This is a genomic window from Streptomyces sp. NPDC051051, assembly GCF_040682975.1.
Lineage (GTDB): Bacteria > Actinomycetota > Actinomycetes > Streptomycetales > Streptomycetaceae > Streptomyces.
Genome location: NZ_JBFBCB010000079.1, coordinates 1 through 20449, shown reverse-complemented (window position 1 = coordinate 20449; position 20449 = coordinate 1). Strand labels below are relative to the sequence as shown.

The 20449-nt window shown below is 73.1% G+C and carries 20 protein-coding genes; 8 read left to right on the top strand and 12 right to left on the bottom strand.

The features are described from left to right. Positions 1-90 precede the first annotated feature (90 nt). Genes AB0N31_RS34260 through AB0N31_RS34245 form a run of 4 tightly spaced genes read right to left on the bottom strand, consistent with a single transcriptional unit; the run spans position 91 to position 4131 of the window. Positions 91-1272: a histidine kinase gene (locus AB0N31_RS34260; RefSeq protein ID WP_366062419.1), complete on the bottom strand. Its 1182-nt coding sequence runs from the start codon at positions 1270-1272 to the stop codon at positions 91-93. Beyond that, a complete protein-coding gene (locus AB0N31_RS34255) occupies positions 1269-2984 on the bottom strand; it encodes a cation acetate symporter (RefSeq protein WP_366062418.1) in 1716 nt (571 codons plus the stop codon). Before AB0N31_RS34255 ends, AB0N31_RS34260 begins: the two co-directional genes overlap by 4 nt. After that, positions 2981-3379 (bottom strand): hypothetical protein, encoded by a 399-nt coding sequence (locus AB0N31_RS34250; RefSeq protein ID WP_366062417.1) that lies wholly within the window; start codon positions 3377-3379, stop codon positions 2981-2983. Before AB0N31_RS34250 ends, AB0N31_RS34255 begins: the two co-directional genes overlap by 4 nt. Positions 3380-3381: 2 nt before the next feature. Then, positions 3382-4131 carry a LytTR family DNA-binding domain-containing protein gene (locus AB0N31_RS34245; RefSeq protein ID WP_366062416.1) on the bottom strand — a complete coding sequence of 250 codons (750 nt, stop codon included), beginning with the start codon at positions 4129-4131 and terminating at the stop codon, positions 3382-3384. A gap of 78 nt (positions 4132-4209) precedes the next feature. Between AB0N31_RS34245 and AB0N31_RS34240 the strand changes: the two genes are divergently transcribed. The 6 genes from AB0N31_RS34240 (at position 4210) to AB0N31_RS34215 (ending at position 12021) form a co-directional block, all read left to right on the top strand. Continuing rightward, positions 4210-4725, top strand: coding sequence for an Lrp/AsnC family transcriptional regulator (locus tag AB0N31_RS34240; protein WP_366062415.1), 516 nt, complete (start codon positions 4210-4212; stop codon positions 4723-4725). A 48-nt stretch (positions 4726-4773) separates the two neighbouring features. Continuing rightward, positions 4774-5673 (top strand): dimethylargininase, encoded by a 900-nt coding sequence (gene ddaH / locus AB0N31_RS34235; RefSeq protein WP_366062414.1) that lies wholly within the window; start codon positions 4774-4776, stop codon positions 5671-5673. Further along, positions 5670-6890 (top strand): ornithine--oxo-acid transaminase, encoded by a 1221-nt coding sequence (rocD, locus tag AB0N31_RS34230; protein WP_366062413.1) that lies wholly within the window; start codon positions 5670-5672, stop codon positions 6888-6890. The genes ddaH and rocD overlap by 4 nt, the downstream gene beginning before the upstream one ends. Positions 6891-7363: 473 nt before the next feature. Then, the gene (locus AB0N31_RS34225; RefSeq protein ID WP_366062412.1) at positions 7364-9838 is read left to right on the top strand and encodes a SpoIIE family protein phosphatase; all 2475 of its coding nucleotides are present in this window, start codon (positions 7364-7366) and stop codon (positions 9836-9838) included. 75 nt (positions 9839-9913) lie between these two features. Continuing rightward, the gene (locus tag AB0N31_RS34220) at positions 9914-11143 is read left to right on the top strand and encodes a SpoIIE family protein phosphatase (protein ID WP_366062411.1); all 1230 of its coding nucleotides are present in this window, start codon (positions 9914-9916) and stop codon (positions 11141-11143) included. A gap of 152 nt (positions 11144-11295) precedes the next feature. Beyond that, positions 11296-12021 carry a lysophospholipid acyltransferase family protein gene (locus AB0N31_RS34215; protein ID WP_366062410.1) on the top strand — a complete coding sequence of 242 codons (726 nt, stop codon included), beginning with the start codon at positions 11296-11298 and terminating at the stop codon, positions 12019-12021. A 108-nt stretch (positions 12022-12129) separates the two neighbouring features. Here AB0N31_RS34215 and AB0N31_RS34210 read toward each other — a convergent pair whose 3' ends face one another. The 8 genes from AB0N31_RS34210 to AB0N31_RS34175 all read right to left on the bottom strand — a co-directional run bounded on the left by AB0N31_RS34210 (position 12130) and on the right by AB0N31_RS34175 (position 18917). Next, entirely contained in the window at positions 12130-13728 is a 1599-nt protein-coding gene (locus AB0N31_RS34210; RefSeq protein ID WP_366062409.1) for an alpha/beta hydrolase, read from the bottom strand. A 150-nt stretch (positions 13729-13878) separates the two neighbouring features. Next, the gene (locus AB0N31_RS34205) at positions 13879-14631 is read right to left on the bottom strand and encodes an urease accessory protein UreD (protein ID WP_366062408.1); all 753 of its coding nucleotides are present in this window, start codon (positions 14629-14631) and stop codon (positions 13879-13881) included. A 1-nt stretch (position 14632) separates the two neighbouring features. Continuing rightward, positions 14633-15310, bottom strand: coding sequence for an urease accessory protein UreG (gene ureG, locus AB0N31_RS34200; RefSeq protein WP_366062407.1), 678 nt, complete (start codon positions 15308-15310; stop codon positions 14633-14635). 133 nt (positions 15311-15443) lie between these two features. Further along, positions 15444-16118, bottom strand: coding sequence for an urease accessory UreF family protein (locus tag AB0N31_RS34195; RefSeq protein ID WP_366062406.1), 675 nt, complete (start codon positions 16116-16118; stop codon positions 15444-15446). Positions 16119-16128: 10 nt separating this feature from the next. Further along, positions 16129-17850 (bottom strand): urease subunit alpha, encoded by a 1722-nt coding sequence (locus AB0N31_RS34190; protein WP_366062405.1) that lies wholly within the window; start codon positions 17848-17850, stop codon positions 16129-16131. Continuing rightward, positions 17843-18154 carry an urease subunit beta gene (locus tag AB0N31_RS34185; RefSeq protein ID WP_366062404.1) on the bottom strand — a complete coding sequence of 104 codons (312 nt, stop codon included), beginning with the start codon at positions 18152-18154 and terminating at the stop codon, positions 17843-17845. Before AB0N31_RS34185 ends, AB0N31_RS34190 begins: the two co-directional genes overlap by 8 nt. A gap of 10 nt (positions 18155-18164) precedes the next feature. Then, positions 18165-18467 carry an urease subunit gamma gene (locus tag AB0N31_RS34180; protein ID WP_067256018.1) on the bottom strand — a complete coding sequence of 101 codons (303 nt, stop codon included), beginning with the start codon at positions 18465-18467 and terminating at the stop codon, positions 18165-18167. 162 nt (positions 18468-18629) lie between these two features. Next, positions 18630-18917 carry a type II toxin-antitoxin system Phd/YefM family antitoxin gene (locus AB0N31_RS34175; protein WP_366062403.1) on the bottom strand — a complete coding sequence of 96 codons (288 nt, stop codon included), beginning with the start codon at positions 18915-18917 and terminating at the stop codon, positions 18630-18632. 113 nt (positions 18918-19030) lie between these two features. Here AB0N31_RS34175 and AB0N31_RS34170 point away from each other — a divergent pair, with 113 nt between their 5' ends. Beyond that, complete coding sequence (locus tag AB0N31_RS34170; protein WP_366062402.1) at positions 19031-19336, top strand: hypothetical protein; 306 nt, start codon at positions 19031-19033, stop codon at positions 19334-19336. Between the two features lie 562 nt (positions 19337-19898). Further along, positions 19899-20372, top strand: a complete 474-nt coding sequence (locus AB0N31_RS34165; protein WP_366062401.1) for a C40 family peptidase — start codon at positions 19899-19901, stop codon at positions 20370-20372. The last annotated feature ends 77 nt before the right edge of the window (positions 20373-20449 follow it).

Sequence of the window (20449 nt, the reverse complement as noted above, 5' to 3'; positions counted from 1 at the left end):
CCCGATACTGGTTGTATCGGGGCGATCCCGACAACGCGGCGAGCGTGCGTGCCAGGCGTCGCCGGGCAGACGGGACTTTCGAAACACGCCCTAGTGGACGCCCGGCTGGTACTTCGGCAGCCGGGCGCTGACCTTCATGCCCGCGCCGGGCGCGGTCTCGATCACGAGGCCGTGGTCGTCGCCGTACACCTGGCGGAGCCGGTCGTCGACGTTGGACAGCCCGATGCCGCCGGACGGGCTGACCCCGGCGGCCAGGATGCGGCTCAGCAGGACGGGGTCCATGCCCGCGCCGTCGTCCTCGATGACGACCAGGGCCTCGGCGCCGGCGTCCCGCGCGGTGATCTGGATGTGGCATTTGTCGGCCTTGCCCTCCAGGCCGTGTTTGACGGCGTTCTCCACCAGGGGCTGGAGGCAGAGGAAGGGCAGCGCCACCGGGAGGACCTCCGGGGCTATCTGGAGGGTGACGGAGAGGCGGTCGCCGAAGCGGGCCCGCACCAGCGCCAGGTACTGGTCGATGGCGTGCAGCTCGTCGGCGAGGGTGGTGAAGTCGCCGTGCCGGCGGAACGAGTAGCGGGTGAAGTCGGCGAACTCCAGGAGCAGCTCGCGGGCCCGCTCGGGGTCGGTCCGGACGAACGAGGCGATCACCGCGAGCGAGTTGAAGACGAAGTGCGGGGAGATCTGGGCGCGCAGGGCCTTGATCTCGGCCTCGATGAGGCGGGTGCGCGAGTCGTCGAGGTCGGCGAGCTCCAGCTGGACGCTCACCCAGCGGGCCACCTCCCCCGCGGCCCGGACCAGGACGGCGGACTCGCGGGGCGCGCAGACGACGAGGACGCCGTGCACCCGGTCGTCGACGGTGAGCGGGGTGAGGACGGCCCAGCGGACCGGGCAGTCGGGGGCGTCGCAGGTGAGCGGGAAGGCCTCGCCGCGGCCGGTGTCCAGCGGGCCGGCCAGCCGGGCCATGATCTCCGTGCGGTGGTGGGCGCCCACGCCGTCCCAGGCCAGGAGGTGTTCGCGGTCGGTCAGGCAGAGGGCGTCCGTGCCGAGCAGGGTGCGCAGCCGGCCGGCGGACCTGCGGGCCGTCTCCTCCGTGAGGCCGGCGCGCAGGGGTGGGGCGGCGAGGGAGGCGGTGTGCAGGGTCTGGAAGGTGGCGTGCTCGACGGGGGTGCCGAGGTCGCCGAGGCTCTGGGGGCGGGCGGTGCGGCGGCCCAGCCAGAAACCGGCCGCGAGGAAGGGCAGGATCGCGATGCACAGGCCCGCCAGGAAGCCGCTCATGCCTTGACCTCCGCGGTCCGCAGCTCCTCGGGGAGGTGGAAGCGGGCCAGGATGGACGCCGTGCCGGCCGGGACGCGGCCCGGGGTCGCCAGCGAGACCAGGATCATGGTGAGGAAGCCCAGCGGGACCGACCACAGGGCGGGCCAGGCCAGCAGGGCGTGCAGCCCGCCCGTCACGGGCAGGCCCGCCATGGTCGCGGCGACGGCGGCGAAGGCCGAGCCGCCACCCACGAGCATCCCGGCGGCCGCGCCCGGCGGGGTCAGCCGCCGCCACCAGATGCCGAGGACGAGCAGCGGGCAGAACGAGGACGCGGACACCGCGAAGGCCAGGCCCACCGCGTCGGCCACCGGCAGTCCGCCCACCAGCAGGCTCGCGGCGAGCGGGACGGCCACGGCCAGACCGGTGCCGAGCCGGAAGTGCCGGACGCCGCGGGTGGGCAGGACGTCCTGGGTGAGGACGCCCGCCACGGCCATGGTCAGGCCCGACGCGGTGGACAGGAACGCCGCGAAGGCACCGCCCGCGACCAGCGCGCCGAGCAGATCGCCGCCGAGTCCGCCGATCACCCGGTCGGGCAGCAGCAGGACGGCCGCGTCGGCGTCGCCGGCGAGGGCCAGCTCCGGGGCGTACAGGCGGCCGAGGGCCCCGTAGACGGGCGGCAGCAGGTAGAAGGCGCCGATCAGGGCGAGGACGACGACGGTGGTGCGGCGGGCTGCGACGCCGTGCGGGCTGGTGTAGAAGCGGACGACGACGTGCGGCAGGCCCATCGTGCCGAGGAAGGTCGCGAGGATCAGACCGTACGTCGCGTACAGGGGGCGTTCCTCGCGGCCGGCGGCGAGGCTGGTGGACATGCCGCCGTTGCTGCCGCGTTCGGCGGTGGGGACGGGGGTGCCCGGGGTGAAGGTGAGGCGGGTGCCCCGGTCGATGCGGTGGGTGCCGGCGGGCAGGCTCAGCGCGGCCCGCTCGTACCGTCGGCCGTCGACCGTGCCGGTCACCGTCACGGTCAGGGGCCGGTCCAGTGTCAGGTCGAGGGTGGAGTCGACCCGGACGGCCCGCTGGTCGCGGAAGGCGGGCGGCTCCTCGAAGACCTGCCGGGGCGCGCCGTCGCCCTGCCAGGCGAGGATCAGGAACAGGGCGGGGACGAGGAGGGCGGTCAGCTTGAGCCAGTACTGGAAGGCCTGCACGAAGGTGATGCTGCGCATGCCGCCGGCGGCGACGGTCGCGGTGACGACCACGGCCACGATCAGCCCGCCGAGCGAGTCGGGCGCCCCGGTGAGCACGGTCAGGGTCAGCCCGGCGCCCTGGAGCTGGGGCAGCAGGTAGAGCCAGCCGACGCCCACGACGAAGGCGCCCGCGAGTCGCCGTACCGCCTGGGAGGCGAGGCGTGCCTCGGCGAAGTCGGGGAGGGTGTAGGCGCCGGAGCGGCGCAGCGGGGCGGCGACGAAGAGGAGCAGCACCAGATAGCCGGCGGTGTAGCCGACCGGGTACCAGAGCATGTCCGGGCCCTGCACGAGGACCAGTCCGGCGATGCCGAGGAAGGAGGCCGCGGAGAGGTACTCGCCGCTGATGGCGGCCGCGTTGAGGCGGGGGCCGACGGTGCGGGAGGCGACGTAGAAGTCGGAGGTCGTGCGGGAGATGCGCAGGCCGAAGGCGCCGACGAGGACGGTCGCCACGACGACCAGGGCGACGGCGGGGACGGCGAACGCGGAGTTCACCGGTCCTCGACCAGGCGTACGAGGTCGCGTTCGTTGCGTTCGGCGCGGCGGACGTACCAGCGGGCGAGCAGGACCAGCGGGGCGTACAGGCCGAAACCGAGGACCGCCCACTCCAGGCGGCGGGCGTCGGGCATCGCCGCGAACAGCAGGGGCAGTGGGCCGACCAGCAGCACGAGGACGGCGAACACGGTGAGCGCGGCCCGCAGCTGGGTGCGCATCAGGGAGCGGACGTAGGTGTGGCCGAGGGTCGTCTGCTCGTCGATCTCGGTGCGCGGGCGGTAGTGGCCGGAGGCGTGGGGGTACCGCCCGCGTGAGCGGGGCCGGGCGTGCGGGAGGGTGCGGCGGGGCGGGCCGGTGACGACCACGCGGCGCTCGGCGGGGTCCTGCTGGGGCACGGTCACGGCCTCCTCATCAGCAGGTCCCGCAGTTCGCGGGCGTGACGGCGGCTGACCTGGAGTTCCTCGCCGCCGACGACGACGCTGACCGTGCCGGCGTCCAGGCGGAGTTCGCCTATGTGGCGCAGGCCGACGAGGTGGCGGCGGTGGATGCGGACGAAGCCCCGGGCCCGCCAGCGCTCCTCCAGGGTGGACAGCGGGATGCGGACGAGGTGGCTGCCGCGGTCGGTGTGCAGGCGGGCGTAGTCGCCCTGAGCCTCGACGTGGGTGATGTCGTCGACGGACACGAACCGGGTCACGCCGCCCAGCTCGACGGGTATGTGGTCGGGGTCGGGCTCGTGGACGGGGATGCGCGGGGCGGTGCCGCGCAGTTCGGCGGCGCGGCGGACGGCCTCGGCGAGCCGTTCCTTGCGGACCGGCTTGAGGACGTAGTCGACGGCCTTGAGGTCGAAGGCCTGCACGGCGAAGTCCTCGTGGGCGGTGACGAACACGACCAGGGGCGGGCGGGCGAAGCCGGTGAGCAGCCGGGCCAGGTCGAGGCCGTCGAGGCCGGGCATCTGGATGTCGAGGAAGACGACGTCGACGGCTTCGGGGCCGTCCGGGCCGGATTCCAGGGCCCGGTTGATCCGGCGCAGCGCCTCCGTCGCGTCACCGGCGCCCTCCACGCTGCCGATCCGGGGATCCGCGGAGAGCAGGTAGAGCAGTTCCTCCAGCGAGGGGCGTTCGTCGTCGACGGCGAGGGCGCGCAGCATGAAGGTGGAGTGTAGGGGCGATCCGGACGGCTGGACACGTACCGGGGGACGGACGTGTCCGCTGGATACAGTGCCCGCATGAACAGCGGCCCCGCCCCTTTCGACGGACTCGACCGGAAGATCCTCACCGCGCTGATGGCGAACGCCAGGACGAGCTTCGCCGAGATCGGCACGGCGATCGGGCTGTCGGCCACGGCGGTCAAGCGCAGGGTGGACCGGCTGCGGGACAGCGGGGTGATCACCGGGTTCACGGCGACGGTGCAGCCGTCGGCGCTGGGCTGGCGCACGGAGGCGTACGTGGAGGTGTACTGCGAGGGGGCGGCCCCGCCGCGGCGGCTCGCGGAGGTGGTGCGCAACCACCCGGAGATCACCGCGGCGATGACGGTGACGGGCGGCGCGGACGCGCTGCTGCACGTGCGGGCGCGGGACGTGGAGCACTTCGAGGAGGTGCTGGAGCGCATCCGGGTGGAGCCGTTCATCCGCAAGACGATCAGCGTGATGGTGCTGTCGCACCTGCTGCCGGAGAGCCCGGAGGCGGGCGCGACCCACGAGGCCCCGCACGCCGAACCCGGTGACGCAGCAGACGTGCGCTGAGCAGGGCGAAGACGCAGCGTTCCTGCGTGAACACGCAACTCATCTTCCTTGTCGGGCGTCCTGCTCGCTTTCTACCGTGGTGTCACCCCCCAGTCGACCGCGCAGGAAAAGCGGAGGAACCCCTCTGTGACCGTCAGCCGTGTGCCGCGCCTTCGGCGCTTCCTCGTCTGTGAACCCAGACACTTCGCGGTGCAGTACGCGATCAATCCCTGGATGCATCCCGACTCCCCCGTCGACGTCGACCTCGCGCACGAGCAGTGGCAGGCGCTGATCAGCGCGTACCGTGCGCACGGCCACACCGTCGACACCGTCGAGCCCGCCCCCGGGCTGCCCGACATGGTCTTCGCCGCGAACTCGGCGGTCGTCGTCGACGGCCGCGTCTTCGGCTCCCTCTTCCACGCGCCGGAGCGGCGCGCCGAGTCCACCCACTACGACACGTGGTTCAGGACGGCGGGCTTCGACGTCCACCGGCCCGCGGCCGTCTGCGAGGGCGAGGGCGACCTGGTGTGGACCGGCCGGTACATGCTGGCCGGCACCGGGTTCCGCACCACCCGGGAGGCCCACCGGGAGGTGCAGGAGTTCTTCGGGCACCCGGTGGTCAGCCTGACGCTGGTGGACCCGCACTTCTACCACCTGGACACGGCACTGTTCGTGCTCGACGGCGGGCCCGACGGAAACATCGCGTACTACCCGGAGGCCTTCTCGCCGGGAAGCCGCGAGGTGCTCGCCCGGCTCTACCCGGACGCGGTGCTCGCCACCCGCGACGACGCGATGACGTTCGGGCTGAACTCCGTCTCCGACGGCCGCAACGTCTTCATCGCGCCGCGTGCCGAGGCGCTCGCCGGCCGTCTCGCCGACCACGGCTACGTCCCCGTCCCCGTCGACCTCTCGGAGTTCCAGAAGGCCGGAGGTGGCATCAAGTGCTGCACCCAGGAGATCCGTTCATGACCGCACCCGCCCGCACGCGTTCGTCCGCCGACCTGATCCGGGCCGAGGAGCCCGTCCTCGCGCACAACTACCACCCGCTGCCCGTGGTCGTCGCGCGAGCCGAGGGGGCCTGGGTGGAGGACGTCGAGGGCCGCCGCTACCTCGACATGCTCGCCGGGTACTCGGCGTTGAACTTCGGGCACCGCCACCCGCTGCTGATCGAGGCCGCGCACCGTCAGCTGGACCGGCTGACGCTGACCTCCCGCGCCTTCCACAACGACAAGCTCGCCGAGTTCGCGGAACGGCTCGCCCGGCTGACCGGGCTGGACATGGTGCTGCCGATGAACACCGGCGCCGAGGCCGTCGAGAGCGGGATCAAGGTGGCCCGCAAGTGGGCGTACGACGTGAAGGGGGTGCCGGCCGACCGGGCGACCGTCGTGGTCGCCGCGGACAACTTCCACGGCCGTACGACGACGATCGTCAGCTTCTCGACGGACGAGACGGCGCGGGCAGGGTTCGGGCCGTTCACGCCGGGGTTCCGGATCGTGCCGTACAACGACCTGGCGGCGCTGGAGGCGGCGGTCGACGAGACGACGGCGGCCGTGCTGATCGAGCCGATCCAGGGCGAGGCGGGCGTCGTCATCCCGGACGACGGCTACCTGGCCGGGGTGCGGGAGCTGACCCGGCGCCGGGGCTGCCTCTTCGTCGCCGACGAGATCCAGTCCGGGCTCGGGCGTACGGGCCGGACGCTGGCCGTCGACCACGAGGGGGTCGTTCCGGACGTGCTGCTGCTCGGCAAGGCGCTGGGCGGCGGGATCGTGCCGGTGTCCGCCGTCGTGGCGCGGCGGGACGTGCTGTCCGTGCTGCGGCCGGGTGAGCACGGGTCGACGTTCGGCGGGAACCCGCTGGCGGCGGCGGTGGGGACGGCGGTGGTGTCGCTGCTGGAGACCGGTGAGTTCCAGGCGCGGGCGGCCGCGCTGGGGAGTGTCCTGCGGGACGGTCTGACCCGGCTGGTCGGCCGGGGGGTCGTCGGGTTCCGCGCGCGCGGGCTGTGGGCGGGGGTCGACGTGGACCCGGCGATCGGCACCGGCCGGGAGATCGGCGAACGGCTGCTCGCGCAGGGCGTCCTGGCGAAGGACACCCACGGCTCCACCATCCGGCTGGCCCCGCCCCTGACGATCACGGAGGAGGAGCTGCGGATGGCACTGGGGACGCTGGAGGGGGTGTTGGGGGCGTAGTCGGCGGGGCTCTCGGGGTCCCCGGGGGGATTCCCTGGGGACCCGGGGGAAACCCCTCCACGGAGGGGTTTCCCCCGGGGGCGAATCCCTCGGAGGGCCCACGGGGCGGTTCTCCGGGAGCGAGGGCTGCGTGCGCGTGCTGCGGCTGTGTGCGGCGCCCGGCCCGAGGCGGGCCGCGCTGACCGGCTCCCGAGTGGGGCCGCGGGCGGGCCGTGCGCAGGGCGGGCCCGGGCTCGTCGGGCGTGACCGGCCGATGGGGCCGGGCAGTGGGCCGCGTGTGGGGCAGGTCCGGCGCGGGGCCGGGCGTGGGCCTGGGCCCTTGTCCGCGTCGTGGTTCCGGTCGAGGCCGGGGGCCGTGGCCGGCCCGGTCACCTCGCCGGAGGCCGTCCTCGGGGTGCGGGGTGAAGATGGAGTCGAGAGGTGGGAGAGGACTCACAGGACCATCAGGACTCTCAGCGACAGAGAGGTCGGCCGTGGGCAGTCACGACCTGGACGATGTTGCCCGCCGGCGGTTCGACGTGGCGGATGCCGTACCCCTGCTGCTCGATGCGCGTGGTGTGGTGACCAGCTGGACCAGGGACGCCGAGCGGCTGTTCGGCTACGGGGCCGCGGAGGCGGTGGGCAAGGGTCTGGCCGAACTGCTGACGGTCGGGGACGCCGCGCGGGTGCCGGACGTGCTGGAGCGGTGCCGTCGGTCCGGTGGATGGGCGGGGCTGCTGTCGGCCCGCCGCAAGGACCGGCGGCCGGTGCCCGTGATGGCGCGGATCACCTCGGCGGACGAGCCCGGCGGGCCGTGGCGCTGGCTGGTCCTGGTGAACGAGATGGGCGAAGCACACGGCTGGAGCATGAGCCGTGACGTGCTGGAGCAGATGGTCGCCGGTTCGCCGATCGGTATCGCGATCGTGGACACGGACCTGCGGTTCGTGTGGTCGAACGCGGCCCTGACCCGGTTCGGCGGCGGCGCGCCCGACAGCCGGCTGGGGCTGCGGCTGGCGGACGTCCAGCCCGGCTTCGACGCGGAGGCGGTCGAGGCGCAGATGCGGCAGGTGCTGGAGACCGGCGAGCCCGTCGTCGGCTACGAGCACGTGGGGCGGCTGCGGACCGCTCCGCTGCGCGAGACGGCGCACATGCTGTCGTTCACCCGTCTGGACGACGACCACCACGAGCCGATGGGCGTCTACTACACCGTCGTGGACATCACCGACCGGCACCGCGCCCGGCAGCGCCTCACCCTCCTGGACCGGGCCGGCCGGCACATCGGCCGCAGCCTGGACATCGCCCGGACCGCGCAGGAACTCGCCGAGGTGGTGGTCCCCGGTTTCGCCGACACCGTGGCCGTGGACCTCCTGGAGTCGGTGCTGCGGGGGGCCGAGCCCGTGGTGGGACGGGCGGCGCGGCCGGACGGGTCGATGGTGCTGCGCAGGGCCGGGCAGCGGTCGGCGGCGGACGGCCCGCGGCCGGACGGGGAGACGGAGTCCGGCCCCGCTGCCGTCGTGGCTCACCGGGCCGGTTCCCCCGCTGTCAACTGTCTGGTCACCGGGCGGACCTGGTGGGCGGAGCGGCTCTGGCCGGAAGCCGCGGACTGGAGCCGGGACCTTCCGCCGCTGGACGCCTCGCCGGGGGCAGGCGAGGGGCCGGCGAGCGTGCTGATCGTGCCCGTGCGGGCCCGTGGCGCCACCCTGGGGATGGCCGCGTTCCTGCGCCGCGCCACGCAGGAGCCCTTCTGCGAGGACGACGTGACGCTGGCCGAGGACCTCGTCTCGCGCGCCGGCGTCTGCGTGGACAACGCCCGCCGTTACACCCGCGAGCGGGACGCCGCCCTGGTGCTGCAGCGCAGCCTGCTCCCGCACCGGCTGCCCGAACAGGAGGCGGTCGAGGTGGCCGCCTACTACCGGCCGGCGGACGAGCTGACCGGCCTCGGCGGCGACTGGTACGACCTCATCCCGCTCTCGGGGGCCCGCGTGGCCCTCGTGGTGGGCGAGGTGCAGGGGCACGGCATCGACGCCGCCGCGGCCATGGGGCGGCTGCGCACCGCCGTCCGCACCCTCGCCGCGCTGGAGCTGCCGCCCGACGAGGTCCTCGCCCACCTCGACGACCAGGTGGCGCGCACGGCGCAGGAGGACGCGGGAGAGGGCGCGGCGGCCGCGGAGGAGGGCGTGGCGCAGGCCGTGGAGGCCGGGTGCCTGTATGTGGTGTACGACCCCGTGGACGGGCGGTGCGCGATGGCCGCCGCCGGGCATCCCGCCCCGGCGGTCGCGCTGCCCGACGGCACGATCGCGTTCGTCGACCTGCCGCAGGGGCCGCCGCTCGGGGCGGGCGGGCCGCCCTTCGAGTCGGCCGAGCTGCTGCTGCCGGAGGGCAGCACGCTGGCGCTGCACACGGACGGACTGCTGGCCCAGGGCGGACGGGAGGCTCCGGACGCCGCCCGGGAGCAGTTGGTGCAGGCCCTGAAGGCGCAGGCGGAGTCGCTCGACCTGCGCTGCCGGACGGTGGTCGACCTGCTGGTCCCGGACCGCCCGCACGACGACGTGGCCCTGCTGATGGCCCGTACCCGGCGGCTGCCACCGGACCGGGTCGCGCAGTGGGAGCTGCCCGCCGATCCGGCCGCGGTCGCGGAGGCCCGCAAGGTCGCGACCCGCCGGCTCGCGGAGTGGGACCTCGCGGAGCTGTCGTTCACCACCGAGCTGGTCGTCAGCGAGCTGGTCACCAACGCCATCCGGTACGCCGACGGTCCGATCCTGCTGCGCCTGATCCGCGAGCGCACCCTGGTCTGCGAGGTGCACGACGGCGGCGCCACCGCTCCCCACCTGCGCCACCCCCGCACCACCGACGAGGGCGGCCGCGGCCTGCTGCTGGTCTCCCAGATGACCCGGCGCTGGGGCACGCGCTTCCTCCCCGACGGAAAGATCATCTGGGCCGAGCAGTCCCTCACCGACCCCGGCGTCTGACGCACCCGCCGCCCCACCCGACCCTCTGGCCACCGCATGCGAAAATAACCCAAAACCGGCAGATGGGGCGTGGCCATGAACGACTCGGCGATCGACTACGCGGCGGTGTTCCAGTCCCTGCCCGGCATGGTGGCGCTGCTGACCCCGGCCCTGGTGTACGCCGACGCCAACGAGGAGTTCCTGCGCATGGCCGGCCGCCGGCGCGAGCAGGTGGTCGGCCGCCACCTCTTCGAGGTCTTCCCCGACAACCCGCAGGACCCCGCCGCCAGCGGCATGCGCAACCTGGAGGCCTCGCTGCGCCGGGTGCTGGCGACCGGCGAACGCGACGCGATGGCCCTGCAGCGCTACGACGTGGAGTCGCCGGACCGGCCCGGCGAGTGGGAGGAGCGGTACTGGAGCCCCGTCAACGCGCCCGTGCGCGACGGGGACGGTTCGGTGGTGCTGCTGGTGCACCGCGTCGAGGAGGTCACCGAGCTGATCCGGGCCCGGGGCGGCCGCGCGGGGGGCCGGGACCGGGTGCTGGAGGCCGAGCTGTACACCCGTGCGCGCGAACTCCAGGAGCTGAACGAGAACCTGCGGCTGGCGCACACCCGCGAGCGCGAGGTGGCCCTGGCCCTCCAGAAGGCGATGCTGCCCGCCCGCCGGCAGGTCGGTCGTCACCAGGCGGCGGTCCGCTACCGTCCCGCGGCCGGCGCGCTCAACGTCTGCGGCGACTGGTACGACCTCGTCGACCTGGTCGGCGGCAACCGGATCGGGGTGTCGGTGGGCGACGTCGTCGGGCACGGGCTGGCGGCCGCGGGCGTGATGGGGCAGCTGCGCAGCGCGCTCAGCGCCGCCTCCCGGGTCGCGGTGGGGCCCGCCCAGGCACTGGACGTGCTCGGCCGCTACGCCCACGTCGTGGACGGCGCCGAGTCGGCGACGGCGGTGACGACGTTCATCGACTGCGACGACCACACCATCACCTACAGCAGCGCGGGCCATCCCCCGCCGGTGCTGGTGCACCCCGACGGCCACGTGGAGTTCCTCGACCGGGCCACCGATCCCCCGCTCGACGCCCGCCCCGATCCCCGGCCCCGGCCTCAGGCGTCCACCGCCTACGCGCCGGGCGCGCTGCTGGCGCTGTACACCGACGGCCTGGTGGAACGGCGGCGCGAGGACATCGACACCGGCCTCGCGCGGCTCGCCGACTCCCTGACCCGCCACCGGCACGCCGACCCCGAGGAGCTCGCCGACGCCGTCCTGCTGGAACTGCTGCCGCACGGGCGCGCCACCGACGACACGGCCCTCGTCGTCGTCCGGCTGTGACGGCCAACAGCGTTGTGCCGAACGGCTCGTGACGTCGATGCGCGCGGGTTCCGGCCGTGCGCCGCCCCGCCTAGACTTGCACCCCACACCATGCCGGTTGACCTGCTGGGACACGGCGGTTGAGCCGATCCGCCGGATTGAGGAGCCACCCGTTGTTCTACTACCTCCTGAAGTACGTGGTGCTGGGACCGCTCCTGCGCCTGCTGTTCCGGCCCCGCATCGAGGGGCTCGAGCACGTGCCGACATCGGGGGCGGCGATCATCGCGGGCAACCACCTGTCGTTCTCGGACCACTTCCTGATGCCGGCGATCCTCAAGCGGCGCATCACGTTCCTCGCGAAGGCCGAGTACTTCACGGGCTCCGGGGTGAAGGGCCGGCTGACCGCGGCGTTCTTCCGCAGTGCGGGGCAGATCCCGGTCGACCGCTCCGGCAAGGACGCGGGCCAGGCCGCCATCCGTGAGGGCCTCGGCGTCCTGGGCGAGGACGAGCTGCTCGGCATCTACCCGGAGGGCACCCGCTCGCACGACGGCCGCCTCTACAAGGGCAAGGTCGGTGTCGCGGTGATGGCCCTGAAGGCCGGGGTGCCCGTCGTGCCCTGCGCGATGATCGGCACGTTCGAGGCACAGCCGCCCGGCAAGAAGATCCCGAACCTCCGCCCCGTGACGATCCGCTTCGGCGAGCCACTCGACTTCTCCCGCTACGCCGGCATGGAGGGCGAGAAGGCGGTCCTGCGCGCGATCACCGACGAGATCATGTACGCGATCCTGACGCTGTCGGGGCAGGAGTACGTCGACCGGTACGCGGCCGAGGTCAAGGCCGAGGAAGCGGCGGCGGCGAAGGAGAGGGCGCGCAGGTTCCGCCGGCTGCCCACGCGTTGACACCGGCGGGACGGAACGAGGGCACGGCGCTACGGGTGAGGGGCGGCCGGGATGATCCGGCCGCCCCTCACCGTCGTGTCGGCCGCTGCTGCGGAGCCGTCGCGGAGCCTACGGCTTGGGCGTGGCGTGCGGGGCGCAGGTCACGTCCGCGGTGTCCAGCTTGCCCGTGAGGAGGTAGGTGTCCACGCGGGTGTTGATGCAGGAGTTGGCCAGGCTGGTGACGCCGTGGGAGCCCGCGTCCTTCTCGGTGATCAGGCGGGAGCCCTTGAAGCGCTGGTGCAGCTCGACGGCGCCCTCGTAGGGGGTGGCCGCGTCCCGCTCGGACTGCACGATGAGCACCGGCGGAAGGCCCTTGTGGGTCTTGACGTTCACCGGGGTCTGCTGCTTGACCGGCCAGGTGGCGCACGGCAGGTTCATCCAGGCGTTGGCCCAGGTCATGAACGGGTGGTCCTTGTGCAGACGCGTGTTGTCGCGGTTCCACCTGGTCCAGCTGGTGGGCCACTTGGCGTCGGTGCACTCGACGGCCGTGTAGACGGCGTTGCTGTTCTCGGAGGCGGCGTTGCCGGCCGTGTCCGACAGGTCGGGGGCGGCGGCGTCGACGAGGGCCTGGGTGTCACCGGCGACGTACTTGCTGAAGACGGTGGCGACCGGGACCCAGGAGGAGTCGTAGTACGGGGCGCTCTGGAAGAAGGAGATCAGCTCGGCGGGGCCGACGACGCCACCGAGGGGGCTCTTCTTGGCCGTGGCGCGCAGGTCGAGCCACTTGGCCTGGACGGCGGCACGGGTGGTGCCGAGGTGGAAGGTCGCGTCGTTGGCGGCGACCCAGTCCTGCCAGTCCTTCCAGCGGCCCTCGAAGGCGACGTCCTGGTCGAGGTTGGCCTCGTACCAGATCTTCTCCCGCGAGGGGTTCACCACGCTGTCGACGACCATGCGGCGCACGTGCCCCGGGAACAGGGTGCCGTAGACGGCGCCGAGGTAGGTGCCGTAGGAGACGCCGAGGAAGTTCAGCTTCTTCTCGCCGAGGGCGGCGCGGACGACGTCGAGGTCGCGCACCGTGTTCGGCGTGGTCATGTACGGCAGCATGTCGCCGCTGCGCTCGTAGCAGCCCTCGGCGTACTCGCGGGCGAGCTTGCGCTGGGCGCGCTTGTCGGCCTCGGTGTCCGGGACGGGGTCGGCCTTGGGCGCCTTGACGAACTCCTGCGGGTCGACGCAGGAGATGGGCGCGGAGTGGCCGACGCCGCGCGGGTCGAAGCCCACGAAGTCGTAGGCCTTGGCGATGTTGGCCCAGACCGGGGCCTTGGTGGTGACCCGGCGTGGGAAGCGCAGGCCGGAGCCGCCGGGGCCGCCGGGGTTGTAGACGAGGGCGCCCTGGCGCTCCTCCTTCGTCCCGGTGTTGCCGATGCGGTCGACGGCGATCTTGATCTGCTTGCCGTCGGGCCTGGCGTAGTCGAGCGGCACGGTCACGTAGCCGCACTGGATGGGCTTCTCCAGCCCCCAGTCGGCCGGACAGTCCTGCCAGTCGATGCCGGCCTTCGCGGCCCGCTCCGCGGCGATCGCGGCGCCGCGCATCTCGCGGTCCTGCCCCGACCGGGAGCTGGTCGCGTTCGCGGTCGGTGCCATGACCGCGCCGGCCACCAGCGTGGCGGCGACGAGTGCGCCGGCCGAGCCGAGCGCCGCCGTCCGTCTGGTCGGTCGTATGTCCCTCAAGTGGGCCCTCCCCGTATCTCAGTTCGTCGTTCCGGAACGTCAGTACGGGATCCTTGCCGCTGTGAGGTCCCTGGGAACAGGTGTCGTTGACCTTCTTTGCCAATCCGATAACCGGAGAGACACGTCCCGCTCACCGGATGAACGCCTTCGTCAGGTCAGGGACTTGAGGGCCGCGTCCAGGACGCGCCGCAGCCGCAGGCCGTCCGGCGCGACCGCGGTCACCAGAGCGGCGGGTCCGGCCAGCGGCACGAGCGTGGCGCTGTCGCCCAGCATGCGGGCGGAGACCGGATCGTCGGCGAACTCCGGCCGCACGACGACCAGCTGACCGACGGCGCGGTGTCCCGCGAGGACGGCGGGTCCGTCCCAGCCGCCGGGGGCGCCCGGCCCGCAGGCCAGTTCCTGGACGAGGACGTCACGCCCGCCGACCCGGACGACGAGCCTGCCGGTGAGCCGGCCGGGCTCCTCGCCGGCCCGGCCGAGCACCTGCTCCTCGCGCAGGACGAGCCGGGCGCCCGGGGCGAGGTCGGCGCGGGTGGTGACGTACAGGTCGCTGCCCCGCGCGGAGATCAACGGCTCAGGGAGCCAGTGCAGTTCGCCGCCGTCGGCGACGTCCAGCCGTACCGTGTAACGGGCCTCGTCCTTGACCTGGCCGGGCAGGGCGATGGTGGCGGCGGCCGAGCCGACGCGCAGCCTGGCGCCGCTCCCGACCTCCGCCTCGACGGCGAAGCGGTCGCCGCCGAGCGGTCCGCTCATCGCGCCGACCAGCACGACGCGGGCCTCGTCGGCGTCGCCGCGGGTCCGCCGCAGCGCGAGCGGCCCGTCGCTCTCCAGCACGGGCAGCGCGGTGCCGCCACGACCGTCCGCACGGGCCCGGATCCGCGCGGTGGCGTGCACACCGCTCACGTCAGGCCGTCCACGCGGCGAGCCGCTCCCGCACCCACGCGGCGACCTGCCGTACGCCGTCCTCGCTCCGCAACGACTGGAACACCACGGGCAGTTCGGCGCGCTGTGCCTTGGCGTCGGCGGCCATCCGGGCGAGGTCGGAGCCGACGTACGGCGCGAGGTCGGTCTTGTTGACGACGAGGAGGTCGGCGGTGGTGACGCCGGGCCCGCCCTTGCGGGGGATGTCGTCCCCTCCGGCGACGTCGATGACGAAGATCTGGGCGTCCACGAGCCCCTTGGAGAAGGTGGCGGTGAGGTTGTCCCCGCCGGACTCGACCAGAACGAGGTCCAGCGGCCCCACCTCGTCCTCCAGGTCCTCCACCGCTTCGAGGTTGGCGGAGATGTCGTCCCGGATCGCGGTGTGCGGGCAGGCCCCCGTCTCGACGGCCGTGATCCGCTCGGGCGGCAGTACGGCCTCCCGCAGCAGGAACTCGGCGTCCTCGCGGGTGTAGATGTCGTTGGTGACGACCGCCAGCGAGAGCTCGTCGCGCAGCGCCCTGCAGAGCGCGGCCACGGTGGCGGTCTTCCCGGACCCGACGGGTCCGCCGAGCCCGATCCGCAGGGCGCGGCGGGCCCCGTCGGGCCGCCGGGCGTCGGCGCTGACGGCGGCGGGACCGTGGTGGGAGTGGTCGAGGTGCATGTACGGCTCCTTTTCGACTGGCTGGGCTGCACAGCCCGTCCGGGGTGCCCCCTGGGTGTGAGGACGAGGCCGTTCGGGCCGATGGGGGTCCGGGGGCTCAGCCCCGGGGAAGAGGCGGCGGGGGCGAGGAACCTCAGGACGCGAACAACCGCATGCCCCACCCCGCGTGCGCCTCCGCCCCGATCTCGAGCAACGGCGCGGACGCCGCGGGCAGCACCCCCACCCCCTCGCTCGGCACCGCCACGCCCGCAAGCACCGCCCGGTCGACGAGCCCGTCCACTTCGGCGGCCATCCGCGCCAGCACGGCCGTCGCCTCGAACGGATCGAGGCTCAGCAACCGCACGACCGCCGAAGCCGGCCCGCTCACGCTCTCGTACGCCGCGCAGTACGCCGCGTCCCGGGGCTCGAGCCCGGCCGCACGGGCCGTCAGCCCGAGCACCACCGGCTGATGCGCCCCCTTGGGGAACTTCCTTGCCAGCGCGTCCAGTTCGACATCGGGCCAGGTGGCCCGCGCCGCCCGGAGCAGTTGCCGGCCGAGCCGGCGGGCGGCCACCCGCAGCGCGGGCGACGGTGTCCGCGCGTCGGCGGCGGCGTCCAGTTCGCCGGGGTCGGCCCCGGCCGCCGCGGCCGCGGCCAGCGCCGCCGCCACCAGGCCGGCCGTGTGCAGCCGGCCCCGGCAGAAGCCCTCCAGGTCCGCCGCGCCGGCGATCCGGCCCGCCTTGACCGCTTCCTCGGCTCCGCCGGAGTGGGCGTGCCCGCCGGCGGGGAAGCGTCCGTCGGCGAGGACGAGAAGTGCCGCCCTGCTCATCGCCGGCTCATCAGAAGAGGAAGTAGCGCTGGGACATGGGAAGTTCGGCTGCCGGTGCCGCCTCGACCAGCTCGCCGTCGATGCGTACGGCGAAGCTGTCGGGGTCGACCTCGACCCGCGGCCGGGCGTCGTTCTCCCGCATGTCGGCCTTGGTGACGCCCCGCGTGGAGTCGATCGCGACGAACCTCTTGCCGAGTTGCAGGCGTTCGGGGAGCCCGTCCTCGATCGCCAGTGGTGCGACGAAGTTGAACGAGTTGGACGCCGGTGCCCGGCCGATCGCCCCGTACATGGGGCGCGGCAGGATCGGCTGCGGGGTGGGGATGGACGCGTTGGCGTCGCCCATCTGGGCGTACGCGATCTGCCCGCCCTTGATGACGAGGTGCGGCTTGACACCGAAGAACGCCGGTTCCCACAGGACGAGGTCGGCCAGCTTGCCGGTCTCGACGGAGCCGATCTCCCTCGCCAGCCCCTGGGCGAGCGCGGGATTGATCGTGTACTTGGCGACGTAGCGGCGTACGCGGTGGTTGTCGGCGCTGCCGTCCCCGGGCAGTGCGCCCCGGCGTCGCTTCATCACGTGCGCCGTCTGCCAGGTCCGCAGGACGACCTCGCCGACCCGGCCCATCGCCTGGCTGTCGGAGGAGATGATCGAGATGGCGCCGAGGTCGTGGAGGATGTCCTCCGCGCCGATCGTGGAGGGCCTGATCCGGGACTCGGCGAAGGCGAGGTCCTCCGGCACCGCGGGGTTCAGGTGGTGGCAGACCATCAGCATGTCGAGGTGTTCCTCGGCGGTGTTGACGGTGTACGGCCGGGTCGGGTTCGTCGAACTCGGCAGCACGTGCGGCTCGGAGACGACGGTCATGATGTCGGGCGCGTGCCCGCCGCCCGCCCCCTCGGTGTGGTACGCGTGGATGCCGCGGCCGGCGATCGCCGCGAGCGTGTCGCCCACGAATCCGGCCTCGTTCAGCGTGTCCGTGTGGATGGCGACCTGGATGCCGGTGCGGTCGGCGACCGTGAGGGAGGCGTCGATGACGGCCGGGGTGGAGCCCCAGTCCTCGTGCAGCTTCAGGCCCAGCGCGCCGCCCCGGATCTGGGAGAGCATCGCCTCGTGGGAGACGGTGTTGCCCTTGCCGAGGAAGCCGACGTTGAGCGGGTACTGCTCCATCGCCTCCAGCATGCGGGCCAGGTGCCAGGGGCCGGGCGTCACGGTGGTCGCCTTCGAGCCCTCGGCCGGCCCGGTGCCGCCCCCGACCAGGGTGGTCACGCCCGCGGACAGCGCCTCGTCGGCGATCTGGGGGCAGATGAAGTGGACGTGCGCGTCGATCGCGCCGGCCGTGAGGATGCGTCCGTTGCCGGCGATGACCTCGGTCTCGGGCCCGATCACCAGGTCGGGGTGGACACCGTCCATGGTGTCGGGGTTGCCGGCCTTGCCGATGCCGGTGATGCGCCCGTCGCGGATGCCGATGTCGGCCTTGACGATGCCCCAGTGGTCGACGACGACGGCCCCGGTGATGACGGTGTCCGGCGTGCCGTCCGCGCGTGTGGCGCGCGCCTGGCCCATGGACTCCCGGATGACCTTGCCGCCGCCGAACACGGCCTCGTCACCGGCGAGGCCCGGCCCGCCGCAGCGGTCCTCCTCGATCTCGACGATCAGGTCGGTGTCGGCGAGCCGGATGCGGTCCCCGGTGGTCGGCCCGAACAGGTCGGCGTACGCGGCACGCGAGATCTCAGGCATCGAGGGCACCTCCGGTCTCCCCGCGCAGACCGGGCACGACCCTGGCGCCGGCGAGCGGTACGAGTTCGACGTCGACGGGGATCCCGGGTTCGAAGCGCACTGCGGTGCCGGCGGCGACGTTCAGCCGCTTGCCGCGCGCGGCGGCGCGGTCGAACTCCAGTCCGGGATTGGCCTCGGCGAAGTGGTAGTGGGAGCCGACCTGGACGGGCCGGTCGGCGGCGTTGAGGACGGTGAGCCGAGTGGTCTCGCGGCCCGCGTTGTAGACGATCGGGCCGGACCCGAACAGGATCTCGCCGGGAATCATCGAGGCCCCCTCAGACGATCGGGTCGTGGACGGTGACGAGCTTGGTGCCGTCCGGGAAGGTCGCCTCGACCTGCACGTCGTGGATCATCTCCGGGATGCCCTCCATGACGTCGTCACGGGTGAGCAGCTTGCGGCCGGAGGCCATCAGCTCGGCGACGGTACGGCCGTCCCGCGCCCCCTCGAGGATGTGCGCGGTGATCAGGGCGACGGCCTCGGGGTGGTTGAGCCTGAGCCCCCGGGCCCTGCGCTTCTCGGCGACGTCGGCAGCCACATGGATGAGCAGCCTCTCCTGCTCGTGCGGGGTCAGTTGCACGTCCCACCTCACCTCCTCGCTCCGGACCGTGCGGGGTCCGGTTGCCGCGGCCATCGGGCAAAGTGCCTGGTGGCGTGGAGGGGCAGGCTAGTTGGAGCGCGTTTCGCGGACGTTAACCGAGCTGTGATCGGCGTGTCCGGTCCGCACGCCCGGTGCGCGCGTCTAGGAGGGATCGGGCCCGCGGTGTTCCGCCGCGATCCCGAACCGCTGCCGCTCGCGGGAGGCGGACGCCGCGTCGCGGACGGCCGAGACCGAGCTGATCACCCGCTCCCCGGCCGGGGCGTCGGGCGCGTCCAGCGCGTCGAGCCGCTCGAGGTCGGAGGCGGAGACGAGGGCGACGAGGGGCTTGCCGTGCCGCGTCACGACGACGCGCTCACCGCCGTACACCACCCGGTTGATCAGGTCGGCGAGTTCAGCCCTGGCTTGTGTCACCGGAATCTCGTAGGCCATGAACCCATTCTAACGTGACGTACGTCCTGTACATTTTTTACCGATGCCCGAGGAGGGGGTTCCCATGGTCCGACCGCCCGCCCGCCACACCCCGGACGCGGGGTGAGCCGCCGATGCTTCCCGAACTGCCGCCGCTGCCGGCACTGACCCGCGCCGAGGCCGAGCTGATCGACCGTTACCTGGAGGTGGTCGACCTGGTCGGCCGTGTCAATCCCGCCCGACGCGGCGACACGTACGGCGGACTGCGGGCCGCCCAGGCACTGGTGAGCCGGGCGACCGCACTGCGGGACGCGCTGACGCTGATGCACCAGCGGGGCGAGAGCGAGCTGCACGCGCCCACGCTCGCGCGGGCGCTGCGCCTCCTCGACGGGGAGCGCCGCACGGCGCGCGTCACGGTGCCGCCGCTCTCCGACAGTTGACCCACGTCCGTCCGGTCCGGACGGCGGGCGCGGAGCGCGCGGCGTCCGGACCGGGACACAAACGGACCAAACGGCGTACCCCTGTTCGGCGTATCGTTGGCCGCTTTCCCCGACCCCTCAAGTTGCGCGGAGGGCGGCGAAAGTGGGCGGAATCCGAGGTTCCCGCGCTGGTCGGAGGCCTGGTGGCACCTTGACATCTGATCGAACATCAGGGTGTCCACCCGAACGGGTGAGTGGTGAGTAACCCCACAAATCCCCGGTTCCGTTGGGATTTTCGGACATCGGTGAGCCAAGATCCCTGACTGACGACAAGCCCCCGCCACAAGCGGCGGGGCGGTCCGGGCGGACGCCGAGTCCTGCCGCCGTCCGGATGCCCGAGTCGACAGGAGTGCACCGGCAGGAGTGGAGGACCCGAGCAAGCCGGGCCGCCGGACCGAACGTCCCCGAGAGGGAGGCGCCGGGCCGAGCAGCCCTTGGGGTGAAGCCGCAGCAGCGGCCGGGCAACTTCGCCAGCCCGAATCCGACAGGTCATCCTTCACAGGCGGCTGACGAAGGGTTGCGCATGACTGCGCTCAATCGTGTCCCGTCCCTCATGGCCCGGGCCGGTACGGCCTCGGCGTTCGCCATCGCCGCCGTCGGCGGCTCGATCGTGGTCCCGGGTGTGGCGTCCGACGCCGCTGCCGCCACCCCGGCGACAAAGGCACTGAAGATCGCCGCTTCCAAGAAGGGTGCCCCGTACCGATACGGGGCCACCGGGCCGAACAGGTTCGACTGCTCCGGGCTGACGCTGTACTCGTTCAAGAAGGCCGGCAAGAAGCTGCCGCGCACGGCCGCCCAGCAGTACAACAAGACGCGCCACATCTCCGCCGGCAGCCGCAAGGCCGGGGACCTGGTGTTCTTCCACTCGGGGTCGAGCGTCTACCACGTCGGGATCTATGCCGGTAAGGGCAAGATCTGGCACTCCCCGAAGACCGGGGACGTGGTGAGGCTCCAGAAGATCTGGACCAAGAGCGTCTGGTACGGCCGGGTCAAGTGACCTCCCGGGCACTCGACTTCCTGCCCTTCGAGACCCGTTCCGCGCTCGGCATCCACTCCGCCGAGGAGCGTCAGCGC

Excerpts from the sequence above, each read along its gene's own strand:
- AB0N31_RS34260 (WP_366062419.1), bottom strand. The coding sequence starts at position 1,272 with ATGAGCGGCTTCCTGGCGGGCCTGTGCATCGCGATCCTGCCCTTCCTC.
- AB0N31_RS34245 (WP_366062416.1), bottom strand. The coding sequence starts at position 4,131 with ATGCTGCGCGCCCTCGCCGTCGACGACGAACGCCCCTCGCTGGAGGAA.
- AB0N31_RS34240 (WP_366062415.1), top strand. The coding sequence starts at position 4,210 with ATGAACAGCGGCCCCGCCCCTTTCGACGGACTCGACCGGAAGATCCTC.
- rocD (WP_366062413.1), top strand. The coding sequence starts at position 5,670 with ATGACCGCACCCGCCCGCACGCGTTCGTCCGCCGACCTGATCCGGGCC.
- AB0N31_RS34220 (WP_366062411.1), top strand. The coding sequence starts at position 9,914 with ATGAACGACTCGGCGATCGACTACGCGGCGGTGTTCCAGTCCCTGCCC.
- ureG (WP_366062407.1), bottom strand. The coding sequence starts at position 15,310 with ATGCACCTCGACCACTCCCACCACGGTCCCGCCGCCGTCAGCGCCGAC.
- AB0N31_RS34195 (WP_366062406.1), bottom strand. The coding sequence starts at position 16,118 with ATGAGCAGGGCGGCACTTCTCGTCCTCGCCGACGGACGCTTCCCCGCC.
- AB0N31_RS34190 (WP_366062405.1), bottom strand. The coding sequence starts at position 17,850 with ATGCCTGAGATCTCGCGTGCCGCGTACGCCGACCTGTTCGGGCCGACC.
- AB0N31_RS34185 (WP_366062404.1), bottom strand. The coding sequence starts at position 18,154 with ATGATTCCCGGCGAGATCCTGTTCGGGTCCGGCCCGATCGTCTACAAC.
- AB0N31_RS34175 (WP_366062403.1), bottom strand. The coding sequence starts at position 18,917 with ATGGCCTACGAGATTCCGGTGACACAAGCCAGGGCTGAACTCGCCGAC.
- AB0N31_RS34170 (WP_366062402.1), top strand. The coding sequence starts at position 19,031 with ATGCTTCCCGAACTGCCGCCGCTGCCGGCACTGACCCGCGCCGAGGCC.
- AB0N31_RS34165 (WP_366062401.1), top strand. The coding sequence starts at position 19,899 with ATGACTGCGCTCAATCGTGTCCCGTCCCTCATGGCCCGGGCCGGTACG.